This window comes from Undibacterium sp. Di24W (genome assembly GCF_049340325.1).
Taxonomy (GTDB): domain Bacteria; phylum Pseudomonadota; class Gammaproteobacteria; order Burkholderiales; family Burkholderiaceae_D; genus Undibacterium.
The window spans coordinates 180,503-199,416 of record NZ_JBMPOP010000005.1 but is presented as its reverse complement, the minus strand read 5'-3'; the positions used below and the strand labels follow the sequence as shown (position 1 = coordinate 199,416).

Below are 18,914 nucleotides of genomic sequence, written 5' to 3'. Positions count from 1 at the left end.
GAATCTGATGACAAGCTCAAGTTCTGGCAGCTAACCAAGCACTTGGTGCTATTGGGCGCGAATACAAAAATCCCTGCAATGAATCGCATCCGTTTTCGATCAGATAGTCGGCCTGAGCCTCAGTTTCTACGCCCTCCGCCACGACTCTTAATCCGAATTGCTTGGCCATCGACAAAATAGAGCCGACGATTGCGGCGCCATTAGCGTCTCCAGGTACATCGTGCACAAAACTCTTATCGATTTTTAATTCATACAAGGGCAAACGTTTGAGATAATTCAAACTGGAAAACCCCGTACCAAAGTCATCAATGGAAAAGCGTATGCCAAGTGCAGATAACTTCGACATTCTGGCAATGGTTTCTTGTAAATCATCAATGAACAGACCTTCGGTCACTTCAAAGATTAAACAGGAGCCATCTACTTGATATTGCGCCAAAATGGTGGCGACTTTGTCGACAAAATCGGCTTGTCGAAATTGCTTAGGACTGACGTTCACCGATAAGGGAAAATCACATGCATGACTGCGTAATAGCAAAGCAATTTGGCAGGCTTGAGCAATAACCCAATCTCCCATTCTGACGATCAAGCCTGACGCTTCTGCCAGTGGAATAAACACTACAGGTGAAACTGGTCCGCGGTCTTTACTATTCCATCGCATCAATAATTCAGCACCAACTGGCACGCCAAGTTCATTCACCTGCGCCTGCATAACCATTTGCAACTCACATAAATCCTGCGCCTTGGCCAAATCGTGCTCTAAAGTCAAGCGCTCCTCAACCTCGGTTTGCATTGCGCCTTCAAAGAAGGCAATCTGATTCCTACCTGCTGATTTCGCCCGATACATCGCTGTATCCGATTCACGTAGCAAATCATCCACAGACTGTCCCGCTTTCGGCAGAAGCGTAACGCCTATGCTACAACTAGAGCTATACGTTTGTCCGTCGATTTCAAAATCTTTTGCGAGTCCAATTCGGATTTTATCGGCTACAGATAATGCCATCTTACTGGCCATCTCAATATGATTATCGAGATTATCGACCAGGACCACAAACTCATCCCCCCCAATACGCGCCACCGTATCTACCTCACGTAAGAGACCTGATAAGCGTTTTGCCACTTCGATCAAGAGCTCGTCGCCGGTAGCATGTCCGCGCGCGTCGTTGATCGTTTTGAAGTGGTCAAGATCAATAAATAACACCGCACCAAAATGCCCAGTGCGTTGGGCACTGGCGAGCAATACGCCCATACGATCTCGCAACAAGCGCCGATTCGGCAACCCTGTCAATACATCAAAAAAAGCCAAACGATAAATATCAAATTCCGCTTTCTTGCGATCAGAAATATCACGTTCGATCGCCACAAAATTACTACATACACCGGCGCTATCGTTGATGGGTTGTATATCAATCTCCAACCAAAACTCTTTACCAGCCTTGTTATAGCTAATGATTTCGGAACGAATCGCTTGTTGACTCTGCATGGCGGTATGAATTCGAATAATCTCGTGCGAATCAGAATTTTCGCCATACAAGACATCTAAACTTTTTCCCAATACCTCACTTCTTCCGTACCCACTAATGTGCTCGAACGCTCTATTTACAAATACCAGCTGAGGACCTTCGGCACCTAAGTCATTATTGGTAATAAGCACCATATCATTTAAATTCTCGACTGCTGCCGAGATCAAGCGTAACTCTTCATTAGCTTTGCGCAAGGACTTTTGTTCACCTTTTAGAGACTGACTAATCTCCATTTGTTTCCTTAACGACTCTTCCAACCGACGCAGAAGAACGCCGCAAGTAATCGTAATAACAGAGCTAATAAAGGTGAAATTTAAACTAATGATGATCCAGCGCAAAAACGGCCGGTCATGATAACGATCAAATTGCAAATCGATATCAGCAAAAAAACCAACGGCCAGCAAGGTGAGCGCGTTCACTACCAAAACCGCGATAGCAGGACGTAATCCAAGTAATAAAGAAGTCAGTACTGGAACAGCGAGTAAGTAAATTTGGCTTACGGGCCCCACTTTTAAGAGGAAAAACACCCCAACCAAATAAACAATAAGGAGAAAATTCCAACTACGAGCAACGAAACTCAGACTACGCCAGCGCCACAAAGTAAAAAGCCAAGCGATCGCCAGTCCGTCGATTAGAATAATCGAAAATAACTTATCTCGAATAGCCAGCAAGACGCTCGGTACAGCAGTCAGCGCCCCCAGACACACTGTGACCAATAGGATCGCCGACAACATTTCGTCGCGCCACAATTGCAGGTCTTTCGATGGCAAACGCTGAGCCCGCAAAAAGCGGCGCAAATAGAATCGGACAATCTTCAATTACTAAGCTCCTAATTCAAGCCTTCAATGAATCGACAATGCGTCATCATTGAGTCACAATAAAGCGACAACAAAGCTAAATAAACGGGGTTGTGTAGTAACGCTGCACCAGTGCTCTTTTATACGCTGTTTTATTCTTGTTGAAAAGTATTTTTTTAAAATCACAAATGGTATTAAGGTATGTCAAAACCTTTTGCCGCACGCCACAGATCAAACCAATGTTCACGCGACAAACGTAGTTGTGCGGCTTGAACCGCCTCTGCCAAAACGGATACCCGGCTTGAGCCGGTCAAAACCAGTGGTCGGCTCGGAAGACTTAATATCCAAGCCAGTGCAACGCTGGAAGTAGTTACATCAAGTTGCTCGGCTATGTGCTCAAGACAGGTGCGAATTCGTTGCGCAACTTCGCCACGATCACTAAACAAAGCACCGCCTCCAAGCGCTGACCATATCATGGGTGCGAAACGCAAACGCTGGGCTAAATCGAAACTGCCATCTTCAATCGGCGCCATTTGCATCAATGAACACTCGACTTGATTGGTCACCAAAGGAAAGCGTGAGTGCAGTAACTCAAACTGGGCATTCGTAAAATTCGATACACCAAAATATTTCACCTTACCGCTCTCATGCAGGCGTGTGAAAGCAGCGGCAACTTCGTCGGCATCCATCAAAGGATCTGGTCTGTGAATCAACAACAAATCAATCGTCTCAATTTGCATACTACGCAAAGAGGTTTCAGCTGAGTCGATGATGTGTTGACCTGTGGTGTTATAAATATGCGAGGTTTGCGCGGGGCGTAAAGTCGCAGGAAACTGTATGCCGCATTTCGTCACAATCTGAAAATGCTGACGCAATGACGGAGTATGGGCGAATGCCTCACCTAGCAAGGTCTCACTGGTGTAATCGCCATAAATATCAGCCTGGTCTATGGTGGTAATACCCAGATCTAAGGCCGCTTGCAAGAACTCCACTCGCTGTGCCGGACTCATCTGCCATGACGATAAACGCCACAGGCCAAGTACGATGCGGGAAAATTCTGGACCATTGGGTGCAATTTGCAGACGCGGACTTGTCATTTTATTCGTCTCTTCTTAAATGTTTACTTCGCTAATTGTTGAAAGGCCTCTTGCAAACTCGCGGACTTGGTATAGCCGGAGCTCAGCATATGTAGGCCATCACTTTTCACTGCCAACAGAACTGGATACCCACGTACGCCCCAGCGTTGCACCTGTTCAAAGTGCTGACGGGTTTCGTCGCGCGTTGGTGGCGCGGTCAACACCTCGTAGAAGCTCTCATAGTCAAAGCTATCACCGCCATCAAACGCGTTCAAAGCGCGACTAGCGACCTCTGCCAACACTTTTTCGTCGGTCACGTCTCGCGCATCCGCATAAAATGCATGCTGCAAGGCTTGAAATACATTTAATATCGCCATGTTCGGCATGTCTTCTGCCACTATTTTTGCCGTTACCACAGCACGGCACACTGGCTCGGTATCGTACACAAAACCGTTACGATTTAAGCCCGTCATATCGAAAGGCAGACCACTTACCTGCTGCACTTTATGCCAGTGCTCAAGAATCATTTCGCGTTGTCCGTCATCCATTGTCTGGCGATTATAAGCACGCAAGCCGCCCAGAATAATGTCCAATTCAGCGTCTGGCTGAGTCTGCAAAAATTGACGCAGTTCCGGACCGAATCCATAGCACCATGAACACATAGGATCGGCGATATAGACGAACTTATTCATAAATATTCACTCATAAAAATTATTCAAAAAAAAAAGCTCATACAAACTGCTTCATAAATTAAACGAAATCCAATTCAATTACGCCGGATACAAAGCACCAAGAATACGTTCACCTCGCGCACCAGTCACGTCACTTAGATTACCAGCAAGGCGTAAATGAAAACGCTGTGCCAACCAGGCAAATGCCAATGCTTCCACATGATTCGCCGCGATCCCCAGGCTATCCGTACTGTCTAAATGTATGTTTCCCAACAACTCTTTGAGCATGTGCATCAAAGTATTATTATAAGCACCGCCACCACACACATAGACGGCTTCACAATCAGGAGAATAAGTTTGTATGGCATCAGCGATCGTCTTCGCAGTCAAGGCACACAAGCTCGCTTGCACATCGACAGCGCTAATATCAGGAAATACCTGCAATTTTTCTATCAGCCAAGCCAAGTGAAACAAATCACGACCAGTGCTTTTCGGTGGTGTTTTTTGCAGATAAGCTTCTTGGCATAGCAGCTCTAGCAACGCGGTATGAACTTGCCCTTGTGCCGCCCACGACCCACTATCATCGAATGCTAAGCCTTGATGCTGGTGTATCCAGGCATCCATCAGTACATTGCCAGGACCAGTATCAAAACCAGTAGTGTGGCCTTTCACGCGCAGAATACTAATATTGCTGATGCCACCGATATTTACCACCACACGGCAATGCCTATCATGACCGAACATCGCCCTATGAAATGCGGGCACCAATGGCGCACCGTGTCCACCTGCAGCAATATCACGACTACGGAAATCAGCGACCACGTCTATACCCGTATATTCAGCGAGCAAGGCCGGATTATTCGTTTGACGTGTAAACCCTAAGTCTGGACGATGTCGTATGGTTTGACCGTGCACGCCAATCGCCTGTATTTGACTTGCTTCGCAGTTTGCAGCGCTCAATAATTTTGAAACACAATCGGCATAAACACTCGCCAACGCGTTCGCTAACAAAGCCTCGCGCTCAATTTCGTTATCAGCCGCCTGTTGCAATGCCAGAGCCTGCTGCTTGAGCTCGGGTGAAAAACTCTGATGCGAGCTCGCTTGCATCTGCAAAACTTCACCCTTGTGATCCCCGAAACGCACTAGAACACCATCAACACCATCAAGGCTCGTACCTGACATTAGGCCGATAAACGTAGAGGATTTATTTTCCATATTTTTCAAAAGCGAATTTTAAGAATAAAAAAGCCGAACTAGGTTCGGCTCATTTTAGAAGTTATCGTCTTGCATTTAGCGTGCCGCGATACGTGCTGCATTGCCCGATGAATTGCGTTCAGGGCGCAATAAATTAAAACGATGCGACATATCGGCAGCCACTACCTTAAATCGTGGCAACTCATGTGAGGCCAAGGCCGCTGCACTTTGCACACTAATAGTATTCGGATCACGTGGCTCATTGTTCACGCGGAATTCATAGTGCAAATGAGGACCGGTTGACCACCCAGTAGAACCGACATAACCAATCACTTGCCCTTGTGTCACGCGAGTCCCTTTGCGAGCGCCTGGTGCAAAGCGGCTCATGTGCGCATAGGCTGTACTGTAGCCGTTCCAATGTTTGATAATGACCATATTGCCGTACCCCCCTTGCGGACCAGCATGATCAATCGTTCCATCCGCCGAGGCGCGAATTGGCGTACCACTAACCGCCGCAAAGTCGATACCGGTATGACGTTTCCATTTGCCTGAAATGGGATGGACGCGCATCGCGAAACCGGAGGAGACGCGGGAGAATTCTAAAGGTGATTTCAAAAAAGCTTTTTTCAGAGATTTACCATCGAAGCTGTAATAACCACCTTCGCCAGCACCTTCATCAAACCAGACAGCTTGAAACAATTTATCTGAGTTTTTGAATTCACCAGACAACAAGCGACCTGTTTTTACCATTTCGCCATTTTGCCAAAAAGTTTCATACACCACATTAAAGTAATCGCCGCGCTGCAACTTGCGGAAGTCAATATTTGTTTCGAACATCTTGACAATTTGATCTGCTACCGGCGCTGGAATCAGAGCCTTATCGGTTGCCACAAACAAGGAAGATTGAATATCACCCGAACGCATTTCTATACGACGTTCTAATTGCTCAATAATCTCTGATGCCTTAAACGTATTATGTTCATCGCGCGACACCAATAAAGTCTTACCGCCTTTATCGTTGCCATCAAGACCAACACGTAACCATTCTAAAGTGCCTTCATCCGTGGTTTTAACACGAATAGACTTTCCGGCACGTGCCTGCAGCACATTGCGCGCAACAGGATCTGCCTTTAAGAAATTAGTCGCATTGACATCATCAACACCAAGTCGCTGCATTAAAGAAGCCAAGGTGTCGCCACGTTGAATTTTTTCTTCTTTAACAAAATGCTGTTGTTGCAAAACGATCTGGGAGATTTGTTCATCTAATGATGGCAATACCAACTCTTGAGTGATTGTTTTGACAGGTAAATTAGAAGCGTCGGGGGCTAAAGGTGCTACGCCTACCGCGCCGACTGCGCATACTGCGAAAAATAAAGCGGAAAAAGAAATCACACGTGATGCACGCATACTGCGCACATTAACGATACTTTCTTTGACAAGTGAATGGGCTTTAACTTTCGTAGTTGCAGCTAGATGACGGAAATTATCGGATAATCGCATGCAATAAGTTAAAATTGATGTTTCGCTGTCAGACGCTACCATCTGACACCAAACAAAATGTTTGAAAACCCACTTCTTTTATTTTTTTATCATCTTGAAGCGGGGCGAAAAATAGTCGCCTGATTGTAAAGCAAATGGCGAATAATGCAAGCTGACGATTATGCGAGGAGCACATTTTTTTCGCTAGCGCTGTTACAAAACTTTTTGATCGATATCCAAATTTATTCGTTTATTAGCAAACCTAATTAGTAAATTTTATTAACAGATACCACCATGACTTCGCCACAACAAATTGACAAAGCGCCAGGCGCCACCGCCCTATTGCCTCTATCTGATGCAGTGCAACATGCATTAGCCGTCACCAAACGTGGCGTCGATGAGCTCTTAATTGAATCCGAATTCGCGCAAAAACTAGCGCGCAGTGAAAAAACTGGTAAGCCATTACGTATCAAGTTAGGACTTGATCCTACCGCACCCGATTTGCATCTGGGTCATACCGTGGTGCTCAATAAAATGCGCCAGCTGCAAGATTTAGGACACACTGTGATTTTCCTAATCGGTGACTTCACGTCTATGATTGGCGATCCATCTGGCCGCAATGCAACGCGTCCACCATTGACGCGCGAACAAATTGAAGCGAATGCCCAAACTTACTTCAAACAAGCGTCTTTAGTCTTAGATGCCAGTAAAACCGAAATCCGCTACAACTCAGAATGGTGCGATCCACTCGGTTCCCGTGGTTTGATTCAATTGTCTTCTAAATACACGGTAGCGCGCATGATGGAGCGTGATGATTTCACGAAACGCTTCAAAGCTGGCACGCCCATTTCCGTACATGAATTTTTGTATCCATTAATGCAAGGTTATGATTCCGTGGCTTTGCATTCGGATCTGGAACTCGGTGGCACTGATCAAAAATTTAACCTCCTAGTCGGGCGTGAACTGCAAAAAGACTACGGCCAAGAGCCGCAGTGTATTTTGACTATGCCTTTGTTAGAAGGTCTGGATGGCGTCGAAAAGATGTCTAAATCCAAAAATAACTACATCGCGATTACCGAACCAGCAAATACGATGTTCGCCAAAGTCATGAGTATTTCTGACGAGATGATGTGGCGTTACTATGATTTGCTGTCGTTCTGCTCTTTAGAGCAAATCGCACAATACAAGAAATCTGTCGCAGAAGGACAAAACCCACGCGATATCAAAGTCGCCATCGCCCAAGAAATCGTGACGCGCTTCCATAACAAGCAAGCAGCAGAAGATGCATTAGCGGATTTCGTCAATCGCTCTAAAGGCGGCATTCCTGACGACATCGTTGAAATTAGCTTGAGCGGTGCACCTGTCGGTATCGCGCAATTGTTAAAGCAAGCCAATCTATGCGCTTCTACTTCGGAAGCGATGCGCATGGTCGATCAAGGCGGCGTGCGTATTGATGGCGCGGTCATCAGCGATAAACAATTACAAGTACAAGCAGGCACAGTGGTACTGCAAGTCGGCAAGCGTAAATTTGCCAAAGTGACTTTGACCGCATGATCGCTTTATTGCAAAGAGTTAGACAAGCCAGTGTTGTCGTCGATGGCGCAACGATAGGTGCCATCAATGCAGGCTTGATGGTGCTGGTTTGCGCTGAACGAAATGACACAGAAAAAGACGCTGAGCAATTACTAACGAAATTGCTCAGCTATCGCGTATTTTCCGATGAAGCTGGCAAAATGAATCGTAGCGTCACTGACGTGCAAGGTGGCTTGTTGTTAGTGCCGCAATTCACTTTGGCGGCCGACACGCAATCGGGCACCCGTCCCTCATTCACACCCGCCGCACCGCCTGAATTAGGTAAACAATTATTTGACCTTTTTGTTGCGCAGGCACGCAGCAAACATGCCATGGTCGAAACCGGGCAATTTGGCGCTGACATGCAAGTTTCATTGACCAATGATGGCCCAGTCACCTTTTGGTTACAAACCAAATCCAAAGCAGAAAAATCAGCGTGACCGAAATTTTATTAATACGCCACGGCGAAACCGCATGGAATGCCGTGCGCAAATTGCAGGGGCATTTGGATATTCCGCTCAATGCCGAAGGACGTCGTCAAGCAAAAGCATTAGCCGCAGGTTTGCAGCAAGAAAAAATCACTGCGATTATCTCCAGCGACCTACAACGTGCCATACAAACTGCGGGTGAAATCGCTAGGCTACAAGGCTTACCAACCCGCATCGATGCCGGATTACGCGAGCGTTGCTTTGGTGATTTCGAGGGTAAGTTGTATAGCGAATTACCAGAAATTTACCCCAAAGAATACGCGCACTGGCGCCTGCGTGACCCTGATTTTCATTTTCCGCCGAAACCTGATGACAGCAAGAACATTGGCGAAAGCATACGTGAATTTCAGCAACGAACGATCGCCTGTATTTCGCATTACGCCAAACAATTTTCGGGTCAAAAAATCGCCTTAGTCGCCCACGGCGGCGTACTCGAATGCGCCTATCGCGCGGCAATGAATCTGCCGCTGAACGCGGAACGTACAATTACTATTTTTAACGCGAGTATTAATCGTTTTGAATTCCGTGACGGGCGGCTATCGCTGATAAGTTGGGGCGATGTTGAACATTTGGGCGATGCGATGTTGGATGAAATCGATGAATAACCCATAAGCAAATATCACATTCACTTCGCAAGCTACCAGACTTCACATAGTCACAAAAAAAAGCCGCTCATCATGGAGCGGCATTTTTTATATAGTGACTGCTAGATTTACTTTTTCATCAAATCCAACAAAGCAATCACAGTCGCCTCTACACCCGCTCTAACCGCAGGCTCGGGTGTAATTTTAAAAATCGGACTATGGTGGCCAGGGACTGCGGTACCACCTTTTCTCTCGATCTCAAAATCTTCTTTTGGCGTACCGCCGATCGAAAAGTAGACGCTAGGTATATAGGGATCACTGACGAAGAATGGGAAGTCCTCCGCACCCATGCCGTCACGCATTTTCGGTGTTGCGAAAGCGTCTTTGCCGAGTTTTTCTGTCCACACTTTTTTCAGGCGCTGCGTCAATGGAATGTCGTTGAGGGTAGGCGGCGTTGGTGTGTCACGCTCGAATACCTCAGGTAAAAGATTTTCTGGCAAACCAGCAGCGCGTCCCGTATTGATCGCGACACGTTTGATCGCTGACAGTAACAAGGCGCGAGTTTCTTTGCTTTCACTGCGTACACTTAACTGTAACTTAGCTTCGTCAGAAATGATGTTCGATTTCGTTCCTGAATGAAAGGAACCAACGGTAATCACAGCAGGCTCACGCGGCGCAACTTCGCGTGTGACGATGGTTTGCAGCGCCATCACAATTTGCGCACCGATCACGACCGGGTCTTTGCCCAAATGCGGGTAGGCGCCATGCGTACCAACGCCATGCACAATAATTTCTACCGTATCGACACCCGAGTACGGAGAGCCCTCTTCGGCAGTAATTTTGCCCGCTTCCGAGCTAGCATCAACATGGAAGGCCAAAGCATATTTAGGCTGGCCAAAACGTTTCCAGATTTGATCTTTCATCATCAAAGCAGCACCGCCCACGCGCTCTTCCGCAGGCTGACCGACTAACATCAAGGTGCCTGACCATTGATTTTTACGTGCCGCCATTTGTACTGCCGTGCCGACCAAACTCGTGATATGCACATCGTGACCGCAGGCATGCATGACGTTTTGCAATTTACCATCCGGATCTTTTTGCTGTACTTTGGAGGCATAAGGCAAACCCGATTTCTCTTCCAAAGGCAGACCGTCCATGTCGGCACGCATCATGACTAAAGGGCCGGGGCCGTTTTTTAGCATCGCAACGACACCGGTTTTGCCAACGCCTTCGGTGACTTCAAAACCAGCAGCACGTAGCTCTTTAGCGAGACGCGCCGAGGTATTTACCTCCATAAAAGAGAGTTCAGGATTTTGGTGAAAATACTCAAACAAGGGTTTGAGCTGAGCGTTGTAATTTTTGGCGATAGCCAGTTTTAATTCAGAATCAGCGGCAACAGCAGTGTCACTAAACATTGTGCCGCTCAATAATAAAAAACCGGAAGCAATGCTAGAAGCCAAAAGCGTTTTCACCATCATTATCTATCTCCAGAAAAATATGTGTAAGAAAGAGCGAGAAAATAAATCCAAAAATCTCTCGCCGTGCCAAAACACCATAACGCATATTCTCCAAGGCAACAAGGCTTGTGTCTCTTGCCTTCCTAAACGTCAAGCAAAAATGCTATTTCAAACCAACTCACTGATACTGAGTTTGCGTATAAGGGCGCGCCTCTTTGCTACTGCCCCACTTTTTATTAGGTTGCGCTCGCATCGAAAAAATCAATTCCCCGCCCGCTGTGATTTGCTCGTGCGTCAAATAATTTTTGTCTAAGGTTTTGCCATTCAACATAACACTACCAACGTACATATTCGTCTTACTCAAATGATCCGCACGTATGGTGAATTTCTTCCCATTGGGTAAATTCAATATGGTCTTATCCAAAAACGGGCGTCCAATGATGTATTCATTGCTGCCTGGCGCGACCGGATAAAAGCCAAAACTGGTGAATGCCAACCATGCCGACATTTGTCCGAGATCATCATTCCCCGATAAGCCATCAGGTTTAACGTGGTATTGGCTATCGACGATCTGCTGCAAACGCTGTTGCGTCTTCCACGGTGCACCAAAATAATTATAGAGATAGGCGACATGATGTGAAGGCTCATTACCATGTGCGTAGTGACCGATCAATCCCGAAATGTCTTCCATATGCGCATAGACTTTTTCATCCACTTTGGCGTCAAAAACTTGGTCGATCTTGGAAGTAGCGGCCGCATCGCCACCTAACATAGCGAGCAAACCGGCGTTATCGTGTGGCATATACCATGAATATTGCCAGGCGCTGCCTTCGGTGTAATCGCTACCAAAATTCGATACAGTAGGATCGAAAGGGATACGGAATTCGCCATTCGATTTACGAGCACGTATGAAACCTGTTTTGGTATCAAATACATTGCGGTAGTACTGAGCACGCGTGTAGAATTTTTTCGCAATATCAGCTTTGCCCATCTTCTCTGCCATACGAGCAATCGTCCAGTCATCGAAGGCATACTCTACCGTTTTAGACGCCGCTTCCGGTTCCAAGTCAGTGGGCACATAGCCAAATTTCATGTAGTGCTGTAAGCCGCCATACGGACCGTACTCTGCACTTTTAACCATCGCATTCAGAGCGGCCTCTGCATCAAAACCTTTAATTCCTTTCATGTAAGCATCCGCGATGACAGGCACCGCATGATAACCAATCATGCACCAGGTCTCTAAACCATGAAACTGCCACACAGGCAAAATACCTTCAGGACTAAATTGCTGAGAAGCGACTAATGACTTTACAAAATCCGCATTGCGTGCCTCGGGTTGAATAAGCGTTAGCAAAGGGTGCAAAGCGCGGTAGGTATCCCACAATGAAAAAGTAGAATGAAATCGAAAACTGTCGGTTTGATGTACTTGATTATCAGGGCCGCGATAGCGACCATCGATATCCATAAATAAGCTAGGCCCCATCATGCTATGGTAAAGCGCGGTATAAGCCATAGTGCGCATTTCTGGTTTCGCTTCTATGCTGACAGCTGACAAAGCTTCATTCCATGCCTGACTCGCTTTGTTGCGTTCTGCTGCAAAATCCCACTCCTTCATTTCGCTCAAATTCGCAATAGCACCCTCTTCGCTAACCGCCGAAATCGCCACTTTCACCATCAAAGTTTGATTATCCGGCGTGCCAAAATCAAAGGCAGCGACTAGCGCTTTGCCTTCAACTTTTACCTTATCTTTGGCACCTGCGCCGGGACCGGCAAAACCGCGATATTCGACCGCGTCTTCACGATTATGAATTTCTCTGCTAACGAATGGTCGAGAAAACCGCATCGCAAAATACACTTGACGCCCAGCCGCCCAACCACGTGTTTCACGCATACCGGTGACTAAGGTATTACCTCTTACTCGCATGCTCGACCACAAGTTCTTAGTCTTGTAGTCGTATATACTACTGCGCAAGTCGACTATTAATTTTGCTTCCACGTTTTTTGCAAAACGATAGCGATGCAAACCTACGCGTTCGCTGGCAGTCAGTTCCACATCGATTTCGTGATCCAGTAACTTCACCGCGTAATAGCCTGGCTCAGCCTGTTCTTGCTGGTGACTAAAACGAGAACGATAGCCGCTGTAGGCGCGCTCAGGATAGCCTGGTTCTAATTTGGTTTCACCGCTATATGGCATCAATAAGACATCGCCTAAATCCGAGTGACCAGTGCCAGAAAAATGGGTATGAGAGAAACCGAGTATAGAGTCATCTTCATAGCGATAACCAGCCGCCCAGGGATAGCTTTGTTTGAAGTGGCGCACTTGCGTATCAGGGCTTAATTGCACCATACCAAATGGTCGCGTTGCACCAGGAAAAGTATGCCCATCACCGCCTGTGCCAATGAAAACATTCACTGCTGCAGCGGGACTATTCTTGTCGGCCGCGTTTGCATACGAAATACCTAGACTTAGACTTAGGCTTAAGCCTAAACCCAAGAAAACACTAGACGCGAGTGTCATTTTGTTGACTGCGGTGGTCGACATAGAATTTCGTAAAAATGCGTGTTTCATATTCAGGCGTGACAATAGAGTTACCATAGTTTTCCTTCTCTTTTTTTGTGAATCAGGATTACAACTCATCAGTACTGCTCTCTCGCACCATCAATTGCACCGCAAGTATCTTCTCGATGACTTCATCCTGTGTTTTTCGCAGTAGCAGTTCCACACCTTCTGCGCCCAAGGCTTCTTTATCGACGTGTATGCTGCTCAAAGGAGGATTAGCACGTGGTGCTGCGCTGATATCATCAAAGCCAATCAGCGCAATATCATGTGGCACTTTCAAACCTGCCTCTAGGCAAGTCTGCATCGCGGTCAATGCGGTACTATCGTTGTAACAAAACACCGCATCAGGTGGCTGAGACATAGCCAGCAAACTTAGCATCGCTCGCTTGACACTAGCCTCTTCGTTAGCATGATGTGGGATCGCGATTTCTAAAGCAGGATTGGCGAGTAGTTTGGCGTCAAACAAAGCCTTACGAAAACCATGTACACGCTCTTGTATGCTGTAATGTGCAGCAGGGCCGCTCAACATCGCGATACGTTTGCGACCCGCCTTGATCAGATGACGAGTCGCCAGATAACCACCTAATCGATTATCCGGATTAATTGAGGTGTAGCCAGGCAATTGCATGTCGATCAGCACCATCGGTTTTCCTGAAGCGCGTATTGCGTGCAGCAGTTCAGGCTCAAAAAAACCTGCACACAAAATCGCATCGGGTTGATGTACGCGGATTTGCTCCATGACCGGCTCTGCTGGGCCCACAGCGACAAACGATAAGGCAATCCCTTCTGCGCGGCAAGCGGCCTCAGCACCATGTAGTACGGGTGAAAAGAAAGGACTACTCGATAAAGTATTGTGCTGCCTATGCAGCAAGAAGGCGATGCGTCGTATACGTCCCAGCTTTAATTTGGATAAGTCATAGCCCATCGCTCGTGCCGTATCAAACACGCGCGTACGAGTCGCCTCGGTTAAGCCGCCTTGATTCTTTAAGGCACGTGAAATCGTGCCCAAGGACAGGCCAGTCGCTTTTGCCAGATCGCGGATAGTGACACTCATAGGTACATTCTAAAAACCAGTAATAATCCGAAAATCTGGAGATCTTCGGAGAGTTTAATAAACAGGAAAGGAAAGTAGAAGTCCCAGTCTTATTCAGCCTCGCTCGAATTAAATGAGCTAAGAAAAATTCTGAATGATCTTAAACTGAGATTAAAATTGAGGTCAATTGAAGAAGCTAATGACAGCCTTGTTTATCTGGTTTAGTAAACAAATGGCAGAAAAAAGCTTGTCCTAAAAATGGTCGTCGCTAAAATCTGAAAAAAAGGAAGGGATAGACCAGCGAGTTCAGCCTATGCCATGAACTCGCGATCTACTTTAGGAAGGAAAACATCAATCCTTGCGACTTTCACGGGCACTTGGCAAGAATTTAGCGATCGTAGCAAGCAGGTCATCCTCGCCGACTGGCTTACTCAAAAACGCATCACAACCAGACCAATTCGCCCGCAATTTGTCGATGATGGAAGACTTACTAGTCAACATAACGACCGCTGATTGTTTGGTATTGCTATTGGATTTGATCTGTTTGCAAACCTCGTAACCATCAATACCCGGCATCATAATGTCGAGAAAAATACAGTTATAGGGTTTATCAGCAGCCGCCTTTGCAATCGCCTTTTCAACCGCTTGTTCACCGGTTTCAGCAAAATCGACATCAAATTGGAAAGGAGATAACTTAATACGCATAAAAGCACGCACTGTTGCACTGTCATCGACTACCAAAACCGTTTCGCGCGCTGGTTTTTCGATGACATATTGGCTGAGCGTGTTTTTTTGATCCGAAGAACGACGCAAAGTGGCGCCGTCCCAATTTTCATTAGCGCTATTACGTGCACTACGCTCACGCAATGCACGCTGCATTTCACCATCGAGATTTTCGAACAGGCGCATCCAATGGATAGGTTTTGCCACAAATGGCCAAGGCGTTTCCACGGGCACCCGCCCTATCACCACCGCAGGTGAATGCGCATTTGGCGCACCGATATCCCGTTTCAGCAATTCATTCAAGGCTTCGGGATTATCGGCATTGATTAAATAAATGTCGGTTCTACTTTCACCTTCGGTCGGTTCAACGTAAGACATCTCACGTCGTCCGGTGAGGCGAAAAGTCGATGCCAGCATATTTTTTTCTGCATCTGAAAAACCGCGCATTTCTAAAACAAAACGACGAATGCTATTTGTAGCAGGCGTCATAGGAGTAGCTTGAGTCATCTGGTAACCTGAGTTTGATTTTGACAATCAGTGCCCAAATCATACAATAAAGCGTGCAAACAAATAAGGGAATCGCAATCAAAACAGTGTCATAAATGAATCGAAACAGGATGATGCAAAGCTTTTTCGTTCTTTACACAACAAGAAATGATTTTATGACAGATCACTATTGAAATAGGGCAATAAATTCCTTACAAACCTCATCAGGATTGATAGCGTTGTAGACACTGCTAATTGCCGCCACCATGTCCGCGCCACGATGCACTAAGGGGCCAGCCAATGCCACATTCATACCGCCAATTACCACTATCGGCAGTGTTATTTCATTCTTTGCAGCAACAATAATATCTGGCTTGGTCGTCACAGGGTATTGCTTCACTAATGAAGGATAAAATCCGCCGAAAGCAACATAAGTAGCGCCTTGCTTTTGTGCATCGCGCGCAAGTTGTAAATCACCATAGCAAGATGCGCCTACAATTTTATCTGCACCAACTAAAGCACGTGCTTGTGCGACAGAAATATCGGTACCGCCGACATGAATCCCCTCCGCATCCAAATCCAGGCACAAATAAATATGATCGTTAATAATCAAAGGAACCTCATACCGACGGCATAATTCATGCAATTTTGTTGCTTGGGTCTGTCGCAATTCCTTTGAGGCCGTTTTGTGGCGATATTGCAGCAGACCCACTCCTGCCTGCAAAGCCAATTCTGTCTGTACCAATAAATGCTCGGTATCATCCCAATTTGGCGTGATCAAATATAAACCTCGTAAGTCATGTTGAAGTACTGTCGTTGTGTTCATCTTATGGTTTCCCTGTCGTCGCTTTCAAGTGAATTTATTTTCGGCGCCACGAAGTGGCGTTGTGGAATTAACTGTCCGACTGCAATTGGATACGCCCGTTCCAAGCTAAGTTGGGTATAACTCTGCGCAGCGTGTAAACTCTTTTCCATGCTGTGACCACAAGCCAATTGCCCAGCAATCGCGGCCGCCAGTGTGCAACCGCTACCATGAAACTCGAAGCTTAATCGTGGCCAATTCCAAGTCAATTCAAAAAATTGAGCACGCTGACTAAACCAACGATTACAAACTTGCTGTTCTTGTCCATGTCCGCCTTTGAGTAAAACATCGCGACAAGCACCGCCGAACAGAGAAGTCGCCTGCTGAGCGGCGGTAAGACCATGCGGTGCCAAACGCATCGCTTCCGGCAAGTTGGGCGTAATCAAGGTCGCCACTTCCAACAGGGGTGCTATCGCAAGTACCGCATCATCCAATGCTAATTTATGTCCATGTCCACTGCTCAGTACAGGATCTAACACCACCGATAAATCAGGATTTTTCGATCGTAATTCACTAATTAACGACGCAATGACTAAAGCGTTTTCTAAGCTGCCAACGATGCCTAGCTTTACTACATTCACTGTAAAATGTTTGATCAAATTTTGTGCCTGAGCCGAAACAATGTCTGGCGCAACCGGATGTACCGCATGCACTTGATTATTGTCCTGCACCGTCAAACTGGTAATCACGGTAAGCGCATGCGCTCCCTGCGCCGCAATCGCTTCGATATCGGCTTGAATACCAGCACCACCACTAGGATCATGTCCGGCAAATACCAAAACACAGGGGCGCTGTGCTGTCATGACAGCTGGTTTCACGCGACCCGACCCGCCATAGGGGAGGATGCTGACGCTGCAAATTTCCTAGGAATCCGCCCCGCCACAAATGCTTCATAACCAGCTTCCACTGCCAACCCCATCGCACGTGCCATACGAATAGGATCGCGCGCGCCGGCAATCGCGGTATTCATCAAGACGCCATCACAACCGAGCTCCATCGCAATTGCCGCGTCTGACGCGGTGCCTACACCGGCATCGACGATGATAGGCACATTAGCTTGTTCGATAATGAGAGAAAGATTCCACGGATTCAAAATACCCATGCCAGAACCAATCAACGATGCGAGGGGCATCACCGCCACACAACCGATATCTTCTAGCATACGCGCTTGTATCGGATCATCGCTGCAATACACCATCACATCGAAACCATCTTTCACTAAGACTTTCGCGGCTTCTAAAGTCTCTGGCATATTCGGGAACAAGGTCTTTTCATCACCCAAGACTTCGAGCTTACATAGTTGATGGCCGCCAAGGAGTTCACGACCTAATTGCAAAGTATAAATCGCATCTTTAGCGTTATAGCAGCCTGCCGTGTTTGGCAGGATAGTATATTTCGACATAGGGACGACATCGAGTAAGCTCGGTGCGTTTGGATCTTGACCGATGTTCACGCGACGAATCGCTACCGTGATGATTTCTGCACCGCTGGCTTCAGTGGCTAGTCTGGTTTGATCTAGGTCTTTGTATTTGCCACTGCCGACTAAGAGGCGGGACTTATAGGTTTTGCCTGCTATGGTCAGGCTGTTTGGTTTTGTTTGTGTTGTCATCGTTTTTGTCCTAATTGGTTTTTTACTCGTCTATCTACATGAAACCCATCCCCATCCCAGCCTTCCCCTTGAAGGGGAAGGAGTGTTCATCGACTAATACTACGATTAGAACCGGAGCATCCCCCCCTTCTAGGGGAAATTGGTGGGGTTTCGCAAAGCTCGCTTTGCGCCACCAATTTCTAAGCCGCTTGCAAGCGGCGCAGTGGACGGCTAGGGTGGGGATGGGTATCAGTATTTACTTGCTCTTATGCAAATCCACCTTCCGATAGATCTCTTCCATCACATTCTCCAACTCATCAATTACCTGATTATTCCAAAATCGAAAAAATGACGAAACCGGCATCGTTCAAACACTTGGTTCGATAGTCGTCATATGCTTGGGAATCTGCATGCTGAGAACCATCCAGCTCAACAACCAACTTCAATTCCAAACACACAAAATCCAAAACAAAGTTCAAGAACGGATATTGTCTGCGAAATTTCACGCCTAATTGTTGACCACGCAATCTAGCCCACAACAAACGCTCAACATCGGTCATCTCCTTACGCAGTGAACGTGCATTCACAGTAATTTTTGGACTAGAAGAGTTCCGCATAAATGCTACCCACCACCTATTGCTCTCACCACGTCAACCTGATCGCCAGCCCGCAGGGCGTGTTGCTGCCACAGTGCACGCCGTATCACTTGACGATTGACAGCGACAGCAATCGCTTGATTACCTAACCGAAGTTCCGCAATCAAACTATGCAAGTCGGTTTCTGATGGCAAAGAACGTGGTTCGCCATTAAGTTGAATTTCCATC

At 46.8% G+C, this 18,914-nt stretch carries 17 protein-coding genes; 3 read left to right on the top strand and 14 right to left on the bottom strand.

Translation table 11 applies throughout. The features are described 5' to 3' along the window. Positions 1 to 16: 16 nt before the first annotated feature. The 5 genes from ACO0KZ_RS12425 to ACO0KZ_RS12405 form a co-directional block, all read right to left on the bottom strand. The gene (locus ACO0KZ_RS12425; RefSeq protein WP_422995604.1) at positions 17 to 2,338 is read right to left on the bottom strand and encodes a putative bifunctional diguanylate cyclase/phosphodiesterase; all 2,322 of its coding nucleotides are present in this window, start codon (positions 2,336 to 2,338) and stop codon (positions 17 to 19) included. 173 nt (positions 2,339 to 2,511) lie between these two features. After that, positions 2,512 to 3,414 (bottom strand): aldo/keto reductase, encoded by a 903-nt coding sequence (locus ACO0KZ_RS12420; RefSeq protein ID WP_422995602.1) that lies wholly within the window; start codon positions 3,412 to 3,414, stop codon positions 2,512 to 2,514. Positions 3,415 to 3,437: 23 nt separating this feature from the next. After that, positions 3,438 to 4,085, bottom strand: a complete 648-nt coding sequence (locus ACO0KZ_RS12415; protein WP_422995600.1) for a DsbA family protein — start codon at positions 4,083 to 4,085, stop codon at positions 3,438 to 3,440. Positions 4,086 to 4,163: 78 nt separating this feature from the next. After that, positions 4,164 to 5,279: an anhydro-N-acetylmuramic acid kinase gene (locus ACO0KZ_RS12410; protein ID WP_422995598.1), complete on the bottom strand. Its 1,116-nt coding sequence runs from the start codon at positions 5,277 to 5,279 to the stop codon at positions 4,164 to 4,166. 75 nt (positions 5,280 to 5,354) lie between these two features. Beyond that, the gene (locus ACO0KZ_RS12405) at positions 5,355 to 6,665 is read right to left on the bottom strand and encodes a peptidoglycan DD-metalloendopeptidase family protein (RefSeq protein ID WP_422995596.1); all 1,311 of its coding nucleotides are present in this window, start codon (positions 6,663 to 6,665) and stop codon (positions 5,355 to 5,357) included. A 366-nt stretch (positions 6,666 to 7,031) separates the two neighbouring features. On the opposite strand from ACO0KZ_RS12405, the gene tyrS reads away from it, so the two are divergent. The 3 genes from tyrS to ACO0KZ_RS12390 are packed head-to-tail and all read left to right on the top strand — an operon-like array spanning position 7,032 to position 9,402. Then, entirely contained in the window at positions 7,032 to 8,291 is a 1,260-nt protein-coding gene (gene tyrS, locus ACO0KZ_RS12400) for a tyrosine--tRNA ligase (protein ID WP_422995594.1), read from the top strand. Continuing rightward, the gene (dtd, locus tag ACO0KZ_RS12395) at positions 8,288 to 8,749 is read left to right on the top strand and encodes a D-aminoacyl-tRNA deacylase (protein ID WP_422995592.1); all 462 of its coding nucleotides are present in this window, start codon (positions 8,288 to 8,290) and stop codon (positions 8,747 to 8,749) included. Before tyrS ends, dtd begins: the two co-directional genes overlap by 4 nt. After that, positions 8,746 to 9,402, top strand: coding sequence for a histidine phosphatase family protein (locus ACO0KZ_RS12390; RefSeq protein WP_422995590.1), 657 nt, complete (start codon positions 8,746 to 8,748; stop codon positions 9,400 to 9,402). Before dtd ends, ACO0KZ_RS12390 begins: the two co-directional genes overlap by 4 nt. Positions 9,403 to 9,509: 107 nt before the next feature. Here the strand turns inward: ACO0KZ_RS12390 and ACO0KZ_RS12385 are convergent, their stop codons facing one another. The 9 genes from ACO0KZ_RS12385 to thiS all read right to left on the bottom strand — a co-directional run bounded on the left by ACO0KZ_RS12385 (position 9,510) and on the right by thiS (position 18,913). Next, complete coding sequence (locus ACO0KZ_RS12385; protein WP_422995588.1) at positions 9,510 to 10,859, bottom strand: amidohydrolase; 1,350 nt, start codon at positions 10,857 to 10,859, stop codon at positions 9,510 to 9,512. Positions 10,860 to 11,016: 157 nt separating this feature from the next. Beyond that, positions 11,017 to 13,380 carry a GH92 family glycosyl hydrolase gene (locus ACO0KZ_RS12380; protein ID WP_422995586.1) on the bottom strand — a complete coding sequence of 788 codons (2,364 nt, stop codon included), beginning with the start codon at positions 13,378 to 13,380 and terminating at the stop codon, positions 11,017 to 11,019. An 85-nt stretch (positions 13,381 to 13,465) separates the two neighbouring features. Then, a complete protein-coding gene (locus tag ACO0KZ_RS12375) occupies positions 13,466 to 14,452 on the bottom strand; it encodes a LacI family DNA-binding transcriptional regulator (protein WP_422995584.1) in 987 nt (328 codons plus the stop codon). Between the two features lie 330 nt (positions 14,453 to 14,782). Beyond that, the gene (locus ACO0KZ_RS12370) at positions 14,783 to 15,661 is read right to left on the bottom strand and encodes a response regulator (RefSeq protein ID WP_422995582.1); all 879 of its coding nucleotides are present in this window, start codon (positions 15,659 to 15,661) and stop codon (positions 14,783 to 14,785) included. 166 nt (positions 15,662 to 15,827) lie between these two features. Continuing rightward, complete coding sequence (gene thiE, locus ACO0KZ_RS12365; protein WP_422995580.1) at positions 15,828 to 16,466, bottom strand: thiamine phosphate synthase; 639 nt, start codon at positions 16,464 to 16,466, stop codon at positions 15,828 to 15,830. Continuing rightward, positions 16,463 to 17,305 (bottom strand): bifunctional hydroxymethylpyrimidine kinase/phosphomethylpyrimidine kinase, encoded by an 843-nt coding sequence (gene thiD, locus ACO0KZ_RS12360; RefSeq protein ID WP_422995578.1) that lies wholly within the window; start codon positions 17,303 to 17,305, stop codon positions 16,463 to 16,465. The genes thiE and thiD overlap by 4 nt, the downstream gene beginning before the upstream one ends. 11 nt (positions 17,306 to 17,316) lie before the next feature. Then, positions 17,317 to 18,111 carry a thiazole synthase gene (locus ACO0KZ_RS12355; RefSeq protein WP_422995576.1) on the bottom strand — a complete coding sequence of 265 codons (795 nt, stop codon included), beginning with the start codon at positions 18,109 to 18,111 and terminating at the stop codon, positions 17,317 to 17,319. Between the two features lie 308 nt (positions 18,112 to 18,419). Next, positions 18,420 to 18,707 (bottom strand): endonuclease domain-containing protein, encoded by a 288-nt coding sequence (locus tag ACO0KZ_RS12350; protein WP_422995574.1) that lies wholly within the window; start codon positions 18,705 to 18,707, stop codon positions 18,420 to 18,422. 5 nt (positions 18,708 to 18,712) lie between these two features. Further along, entirely contained in the window at positions 18,713 to 18,913 is a 201-nt protein-coding gene (thiS, locus tag ACO0KZ_RS12345; RefSeq protein ID WP_422995572.1) for a sulfur carrier protein ThiS, read from the bottom strand. Between the last annotated feature and the right edge of the window lies 1 nt (position 18,914).